Source organism: Bacteroidota bacterium (assembly GCA_035506275.1).
GTDB lineage: Bacteria > Bacteroidota > Ignavibacteria > UBA10030 > UBA8401 > JAGVPT01.
On the sequence record DATJPT010000012.1, the window covers coordinates 45955 to 53966 of the forward strand.

Annotated in this window: 7 protein-coding genes; 1 reads left to right on the forward strand and 6 read right to left on the reverse strand. The window is 52.5% G+C overall.

What is annotated here, in order from left to right:
* Positions 1 to 65 precede the first annotated feature (65 nt).
* Positions 66 to 1244, forward strand: a complete 1179-nt coding sequence (gene amrS, locus VMF88_10125; GenBank protein HTY11415.1) for an AmmeMemoRadiSam system radical SAM enzyme — start codon at positions 66 to 68, stop codon at positions 1242 to 1244.
* A 249-nt stretch (positions 1245 to 1493) separates the two neighbouring features.
* Here the strand turns inward: amrS and VMF88_10130 are convergent, their stop codons facing one another.
* The 6 genes from VMF88_10130 to VMF88_10155 form a co-directional block, all read right to left on the reverse strand.
* Positions 1494 to 2552: a Gfo/Idh/MocA family oxidoreductase gene (locus tag VMF88_10130; GenBank protein HTY11416.1), complete on the reverse strand. Its 1059-nt coding sequence runs from the start codon at positions 2550 to 2552 to the stop codon at positions 1494 to 1496.
* A 75-nt stretch (positions 2553 to 2627) separates the two neighbouring features.
* Positions 2628 to 3527, reverse strand: coding sequence for an alpha/beta hydrolase fold domain-containing protein (locus tag VMF88_10135; GenBank protein HTY11417.1), 900 nt, complete (start codon positions 3525 to 3527; stop codon positions 2628 to 2630).
* Positions 3528 to 3754: 227 nt separating this feature from the next.
* On the reverse strand, positions 3755 to 4018 hold the full coding sequence (locus tag VMF88_10140; protein HTY11418.1) for a GIY-YIG nuclease family protein: 264 nt from the start codon (positions 4016 to 4018) through the stop codon (positions 3755 to 3757).
* A 186-nt stretch (positions 4019 to 4204) separates the two neighbouring features.
* Positions 4205 to 5521: a Gfo/Idh/MocA family oxidoreductase gene (locus VMF88_10145; protein ID HTY11419.1), complete on the reverse strand. Its 1317-nt coding sequence runs from the start codon at positions 5519 to 5521 to the stop codon at positions 4205 to 4207.
* Between the two features lie 25 nt (positions 5522 to 5546).
* Positions 5547 to 6395 carry a TIM barrel protein gene (locus VMF88_10150; GenBank protein HTY11420.1) on the reverse strand — a complete coding sequence of 283 codons (849 nt, stop codon included), beginning with the start codon at positions 6393 to 6395 and terminating at the stop codon, positions 5547 to 5549.
* A 29-nt stretch (positions 6396 to 6424) separates the two neighbouring features.
* A complete protein-coding gene (locus tag VMF88_10155) occupies positions 6425 to 7186 on the reverse strand; it encodes a DUF1080 domain-containing protein (protein HTY11421.1) in 762 nt (253 codons plus the stop codon).
* Between the last annotated feature and the right edge of the window lie 826 nt (positions 7187 to 8012).

Here is an 8012-nt window from a genome sequence, read left to right on the forward strand (position 1 = left end):
TTCAGAGATTTTCCCGGGAGCCGTCAGGGCGGCATTCCGTGAATTCGAAAGAAGAGGTGAGAGATATGAATCGATCGTTGCATATGATGACCAAACGGGAATTTCTCAAATGCGGGCTCCTCGCCGCCGGAGGATGTGCGCTGGGGTTTGAGAGATTGAACGGTTACGTCGGCGCGCTGGGTTCCGGGATCGCATCGTCGATTCCGGTTGAGGGCCCATGGAAGTGGAGCAAGGAGGCGATGTTTTATGAAAAGACTCCTGGGGGGCTTCTCTGTCACAAGTGCCCGCATGGATGTGTACTGGCGGATGGAGACGCCGGTAAATGCAGGAACCGGGTCAACTATTCCGGCACGATGTATTCCATCGCCTACGGGAACCCATGCGCTGTTCACATCGACCCGATCGAAAAGAAACCTTTCTTTCACTTCCTACCTTCAACGCACGCATACTCCATTGCCGCGGCCGGCTGCAATCTCCGCTGCCTGAACTGCCAGAACTGGCAGATATCACAATTCAGTCCGAAAGAGACGGACAACGTGGACCTGATGCCCTCCGCGGTCGTTGACGAGTGCATCAGGAACGGATGCGAATCGATCGCTTATACATACGCAGAGCCGAACACCTTCTATGAGTACGGGTACGACACAGCGCTTCTCGCCCGGCAGAAGGGTATCAGGAACGTCTGGAAGTCGAGCGGGTATATCAACGAGGAGCCGCTCCGCCTGCTCTGCAAGCGGATCGACGCAGCGAACATCGACCTGAAAGGATTCGACGAGGACGTTTACTGGCGGCTGAACCAGGCTACTCTGAAACCGGTGCTGAAGGCGCTCAAAGTGTTGAAGGAGGAGAAAGTATGGCTGGAGATCACGAACCTCGTTGTTCCGCAATGGACCGACGACCTTCCCACGATACGAAAGATGAGCAGCTGGCTTGTCGCCAACGGTTTCGCTGATACTCCGCTCCATTTCAGCCGCTTCACGCCGCTTTACAAACTCACCCAGCTCCCCACCACGCCGGTCTCAGTGCTCGAGCAGGCGCGAAACGACGCGCTTGCGGCCGGAATGCACTACGTCTATATCGGAAACGTTCCGGGTCACGCCGCGGAGAATACATACTGTCACAACTGCGGGAAGATCATCGTCGAGCGGAGAGGGTTCGTGATCCATTCAAACGACATCGTGAACGGGAAATGCAAATTCTGCGGAGAAGGGATCCCCGGGGTGTGGGGGAGAGCAAGTGGATAAATTCTTCTGCATGTCTTCGTTGCTAGCGCAGAGTCGCATCAGCGATTATTTGGTTGCGGTCCGTGCCCGGCATGACAAAGTCCGAGGGCCATCAATCGAAGACATCTCCTGCAGCGGCTGCAAAAACGACGGACCAACGACAAGCAGTTACACTTTCAAAAACACCGGCGGTCTTCGGTGAGCTTCCGAACCATCCCTGGTCCTTTTCTACACCGTCAGTTTTTCCGGCGTTGGAGGTGAGGAAGGAAACTACTCAACAAGAACGGCCTGTTGTTCTTTTGCAGATCGATAGATCGCTGATATGATCGCGACTGCGGCCCGGCCTTCGGCGCCGTCGATACTCGGCGGACGGTTCTCGCGGATGGCGGAAACAAAATCCACAAACTGGCGTCGGTGTCCTTCGCTCTTGATCGCACGCGGGGATGAAGCGCCGCCGTCTGCCGCATCGCTACGTTTTGCAAAACGATGACGAATGTCTTCGTCATCGGGCAAATCATGGCGGAATTGCCACGACGGAAAGCTTTCGTCTTCCATCACCACAAATCCGTCGGTGCCGGAGATTTCGATGCGCAGCGTTGTTCCCGGCCAGGATCCGGTGGTGCCTTCAACAACACCCAAGGCGCCCGATTTAAAAACAAGCGAGGCGACAGCCACATCTTCAACTTCAATACCGGTGTGAGCCCTTGTAGCCGAAAACGCCGTCACTTTCTCTACTCCCCCCATAAGCCATTGAAGAAGGTCGATGCCGTGAATTCCCTGATTCATCAAAGCGCCCCCGCCATCGTAACGGTACGTACCTCGCCACCCGCTCGACGCATAATATTCCTGCGTGCGATACCATTTGATGTAAACGTCTGCCAGGACGATGGTTCCGAAGCGCCCTGCGCCGATCGCGTTCTTCAGCGCCAGGCTTGATTCCGAAAATCTTCGGGGGAAAATCGCGCCGAGTTTGACTCCATGCTCCCGGCAGGCGGCAATGATCCGGTCGACCCGGTCTGTGGTGATCTCGAGGGGTTTCTCGATGATGAGATGTTTCTTCGCCTTGGCGGCGGCAATCGCCGCTTCCATATGAACCCCGGAAGCGGTGCAGACTGAAACTGCATCGATTTCGGGATTCTTCAGGAATTCGTCGAGATCCGAGTATGCTGTCCCCCCAAACTGAGAAACCCGCCTTTCCGCCGCGGCGAGCGTGCGGTCGCAGAAGGCAGTGATCTCCGCTCCGGGCACTTTTGTCAGGGCATCGGCCTGCAATTCACTGATCATTCCACAGCCGACGATTCCGAATTTGACTGTTCGTTCCTTTGTCACGTACGATCCTTGAACAGGCGATGGTCCATCGCTACAAGGTCCATTCGCATCGCTGAATAAAAAGTCGAGGGCGCATCAATCCAGAAGATTAAATTTCCGGAGAAAATCATCTGCAAGCTTCAGGATCCCATCATCAAAGTAGCGTGCATATTTTTGGTTTCCCTCTCCGAGATAGTGCCTCATGCCCTTGTAAGTATGCTGTTCAAAATAATTCCCTTCCTTGGTCATTGCGCTGTCAAAAAATTGGACCGTCCAGATAGGGACCTGATCATCATACTCGCCATGAAACTCTATCATCGGAGGCATTCCTCCTTTTATGTTATGGGTTGGAGAAATGCTCCATATTTTATTCCGACGGTCAGCCAGCAAACGATCGCACCAGCCTTCTACTGTATTGACGCATGCTGAAAACAGCAGGATTGCATCCGGGCGGCAGCTGATGCTGACGTTATCTGATTTTTCATTGTACTCATCGATCATCGCTGTGCATAATGCCAGGTGGCCTCCCGCAGACTGACCGGCGGCAACTATTTTATTTTTGCCAATATGGAATTTACCTGCATTTTCCCGAACCCACCTCATGGCCGATCTGGCATCCATGACACATTCGATCGGACTGATCAATTTATTCGGCGTTTGACCGTGGTCAATCGACAGGCGGTAGTCTACGGAGAACGTCACGATCCCCATTCTCGCGTATCGTTCGCACGTTGTAAAGAATTCGCTCGGGGCGCCAAAGGCCCAACCGCCGCCATGAAAGAAGACAATAGCAGTATTATTCTCACGTTCAAACGATCGATGCGTATAGAAAATATCGATCGTGAGTTTGATGGTGTCGACTGACTTGTATACCTCCTGCCGGTGGACCACTTGGTCGGTGTCTTCAACTTGGCCGGTCACGCTCCGCCCTTCTTTGCTGACAGCATGCGTTAAAAATGAAAAACTCAGAAAAATGATAACGAACAAATTTTTCATGGGGATTGGGTGTTAGTTGTGCTGGAAGCTATTTCAAAAGCTCTTTAGTATGCCCTTCTGAAGAAGCACAGCGGCACTATTGTCATTCTGATCCCGCCGGTTTGTGGCGGGAGAAGAATCCATGACTCGGAACTCCTGTGATGAGCACGGCCGCATCGAAGCAACCTGCAGCCGAATCTCGTTCCATTCCGGATTGACCGATTCGATCAACGCGATTTTCATTTCCCTTACCCAGCTCTTAATTTGCTTTTCCGCGCTATCGGATCGCACGCATCGCCGTCTTCTTCGAAGTGCACAAGTCTCGATATCCGGTATTGATTGGTGAATCCGGGAATATTCTTATCTTTATGCTGAATGATTCTCTTTCGAAGATTATTCGTCACGCCCGCGCATAACGTTCCCCGATTTTGACTGGCGAGCGAATAGAAAAAATATTTTCTTATCGCATTCCCCCCATATTGTTTTCCTTCAAGCGCCCTTTTCATGGTCATGATGAGCCCCGACGTACTTTGCCGGGACGAGGGATCAATGACACTGCGCGCCCGTAATGGTAGGATGAACGATCATAAACACCTCTGCGGGTCACCAGACTGCAGTGTCATGGATTCTTCGTCGGTGCGCTCCTCAGAATGACATTACTTGGGGAGTTTTCGAAGGGTCTGTTCCATTTGCTCTTCTCAAATGCGCGGCTCCCATCCTTTTTCATACTCGCGTCCCCACATTTCCATCGCTTTGGTGTCGTTGAGAATATGCCCCGTCTGCGCGTCCAGGGTTAGCGCCCGGTTCAGTTTCCAGGCGATGTTCGAGAGGAGCAATGTCGTGACGCTGATGTACGCCTCTTCAATGGGCGAATGCAATTTCTCGCCGGTTCGAATACCGTTGATGAAATTCTGAAAATGAGCATCGGTCATAGCGTCCGCGCTCGTGAGATCCTGGGTCGTGCTCTTGTTCCCGACCTTGAATTCGTCGATCTTCTTGTCATCCAGGCCGAAGACTTCGTATCCCTCCCTGTCAATGATCGCCGTACCTTCCGTTCCTTCGATGGCTGCTCCGCGATCCCTGCCGTAGGACCGTTTCCCCTGACAACTGAGACTTTCCCACGAAATCATCTTTCCGTCATATTCAAAGCTGGTGACCAGCGTGTCGTAGAATTCCCAGTCATCGTTGAAGTGATACCGCCCTCCCGATGATGTCACCGTCTTCGGAAAGTCAACGCCAAGCGCCCATCGGCAAACGTCGACTTCGTGCGTACCATTGTTGAGCGCTTCACCCGTCCCCCAATTCCAGAACCAATGCCAGTTGTACGGATGGATGTTGTCTTTGTAGGGCCTTCGGGGCGCCGGGCCCTGCCATAGCTGCCAGTCCAACTCATCCGGTATGGGAACGAGTTTTCCGACACCGATGGAGGTTCGCGTGTTCGCGTACCATGCCTTTCCAAAATATGGCCGTCCGATAAGACCATTCTTGATGCGGTTAATGATTTCGATAGTGTGCGGCGATGAACGTTGTTGAGTTCCCATCTGCACAAGCCGCCCATACTTCTTCTGCGCCTGGACCAGCAACTCTCCTTCGCGCGGATTGTGACTGCACGGCTTTTCGACGTACACGTGTTTCCCCGCCTGCAGGGCCATGATCGCCATTGGTGTATGCCAGTGGTCCGGCGTCGCAATTGAGACTGCATCGACATCGTTGGAGTCAAGGAGCTTTCTGAAATCTTTGACCTGGTCCGGGACATGGCCGATTTTCTTCTGTACAACAAGAGAGAATTTGTCGAGCTCCCTGCTATCGACATCGCAGATGTGGCTGATGGCTGCATTGCGGCTCGCTGCGACCGACTCAAGATGCGCGTACCCACGGCCGTGTAAACCGGTGATGGCAAAATTCACCCGATCATTTGCGCCAATGATCCTTGAATAACTTTTCGCATTCAGGCCGGACGCCAATCCGACTGCGACAATGGCAGTGTCCCGAAGAAACTCGCGCCGCGTTCTCATTTATTTTCTCCTTTGTGAACCTTGATTACATCGTTGCAATGATCCCACGCACATAGCCGACGGACTCCGCAAGACCCGGAAGAGGGTCTTTTTCATCTTTCTCATACTCAAAGTGAATCGTGTTCGAATACTTGACTCTGGCAAGGGTGGACAATAATTCTGGAATGTCAATCACCCCCCGGCCAATTTCTACTTCTTTCCCGCCTGCATCTGCGGAACTGACATCTTTCATATGGACATCGAGGAGACGATCGGCGAATCTCTCAACTTCATGGGCCGGATCCAGTCCCAATCGCCGCGTATGCCCGACATCGATGCAGAGGCCCATTCTGTTGTCCATTCCCTCGATAAGGCGGTATGCGCTCTCCGGACTTGGATACCGGTTGTCCGTCGGACCGTGGTTATGGATAGCGAGGGCGATGCCAGTCTGCTTCACCATGCGCTCGACGAGTTTCAGCAAGGATTCACTCGGGCATCCCACCATCACCGAGAGCCCCGCAGCCTTTGCATACCGGAAGGCATTATTGACTTCCCCCTCGTTGGTCATGTAGACCACTCCGCACGATGAGAGCTCGATACCTTCCGCTTTCATCATATCGACTGTTCGTCGAATCTCGTCTTCGCTGCTCGTCAAAGGCATGTGCACATCCTTAAGGGCGAGCTTTTTGATCCCGAGCCTTTTTGTCATTGCGATAGCCTGGTCGAGCGGAAATGCGCGGAAGGAGTACGAAGCAATCCCGAGGGTGAATGCGACCGGAGAGGAATGGCTTTCTCTGGTGATTTTCTCACGGGGCATTGCTCCATCATAAAGGAATCCGGCCAGTGCGCCGACGCCGGCGAGCGCTAAGAAATCGCGTCGTGATTTTTTTGCCATGTCAGAACCTCAGATTATGTAGCACTTGTTTATTGGAGAACCCGGATCTTCACGTTGCGGAAGAAGACCTGATTCCCGTGATCCTGAAGCAGGATGTGTCCCTTCTCGGCGATGCCGAAATCCGGCATATCCTTGAATTTGCTTTCTGCTTTATGAGCCATGAATTCCTTTCCGCCGCGCTCGTATTCGAGGACCTTTACCCCGTTGAGCCAATGCTCCACATGCATTCCCTTGACGAGAATTCGGGCGGTGTTCCAGTCACCTATGGGCTTCGGATGCTTATTGCTGGCCGGAAAGAGGTCGTATAACGACGCGAGTGTCCGATTACCGTTAATGCCGAGTTTTGCGTCCGGATGCCTGGCATCATCGAGCAGCTGATATTCGAGGCCGATAGCTGAACCAGGGTTCTTTTTCTGTTTTTCGGTGACAAAATACTTGATTCCGCTGTTGGCGCCTTCGGTGAGTTTGAAATCCACCTTCAAATCAAAACTGCTGTATTCATCGACGGTCACAATATCTCCGCCGTTCGCCGCCTCGCGGCCTTCTGAAGCCTCGACGATGAGCATGCCGTCGCGCACCTCCCACCCCTTCTCAGGATACGAATCGCGGTATGCACCGCGCCAGCCACTGGTGCTTTTTCCGTCAAACAAAAGCTTCCAGCCTTCTTTCAATTCCTTTTCGGTGAGCGTGTTCGCGGCATTGACCTCGTGCGTTGCTTGTTGACCGAAAGAGAGGAATGTGAGAAAAAGGAAAGGGGCAGACGCATTAACGAACGACCTGATGACGCGCATAAGTGTATCTCCTCGGACGGGTAGGCGGATTAGTGGGACGAATTGAGACCGGCAGCCTGCCAACGGACAGACCCGGCGAATCGCAAATTGCTTTTCCGATTCTCATCTTCCTGTGAATATACAATTCAGCGACGACTAGAGCAACTGATCGTTCTCCCTCTTATCTGCAATTCACCGGGGACTGACTTGTCTCAAAAAAATCTAGTATGGGTCAATGGAAGTTATCAAAAAAGGAAGAAGGCCGTGAGCCGGATTAGGTTGACCGCAGTTGAATAATTTGGAGAGAGAGCAGGTTGCCAAACGGCAGCATTGATGAAAAGGCGGGTGAGACGGAAATGGCTGCAACACGTTGAAAGAAGCCGCTCGACGATGATGACTCCGACCGGTTTTTACCTCGAAAATTTAATGAGGCAAAAAACGATCCAAGCGTTCGTTGCTTGATTCTGTTGCTCTTTTTAAGTCTCTGACTTTTAGATAAGAGTCCTGAAGCTTCAAATCCTTGAGAATGATCGGCCCACGTGCTCCCCGAAACCGCGGAAACGCGCGCTTCTGAAAATACTCTCGTCACAGATGATGGAAAACAAAAAAAGGGCTGCATGTTACAGCCGCAGCCCCTTTGCCCTTAATTTAAGATCTGTAAAGTTTTTTTAGGACGAGACACCATTCTTCCTTTGCACTCGCCGAGGCATCGTTCTTATCCCGTAAAATACAGGTATCCTCCGAGGATGACGGCAACGACGAAGACCGAGGTTGCGACCTCACGCCAGCTCCAGCTCGCCTGCGACTCCGTCAGATGTTCCTGCGTTCTGGTGCCGAAGGTGAGATT

What these genes read in the sequence shown, in the direction of transcription:
- amrS (HTY11415.1), top strand. Translation starts at nt 66, where the DNA reads ATGAATCGATCGTTGCATATGATGACCAAACGGGAATTTCTCAAATGC.
- VMF88_10135 (HTY11417.1), bottom strand. Translation starts at nt 3,527, where the DNA reads ATGAAAAATTTGTTCGTTATCATTTTTCTGAGTTTTTCATTTTTAACG.
- VMF88_10140 (HTY11418.1), bottom strand. Translation starts at nt 4,018, where the DNA reads ATGACCATGAAAAGGGCGCTTGAAGGAAAACAATATGGGGGGAATGCG.
- VMF88_10145 (HTY11419.1), bottom strand. Translation starts at nt 5,521, where the DNA reads ATGAGAACGCGGCGCGAGTTTCTTCGGGACACTGCCATTGTCGCAGTC.
- VMF88_10150 (HTY11420.1), bottom strand. Translation starts at nt 6,395, where the DNA reads ATGGCAAAAAAATCACGACGCGATTTCTTAGCGCTCGCCGGCGTCGGC.
- VMF88_10155 (HTY11421.1), bottom strand. Translation starts at nt 7,186, where the DNA reads ATGCGCGTCATCAGGTCGTTCGTTAATGCGTCTGCCCCTTTCCTTTTT.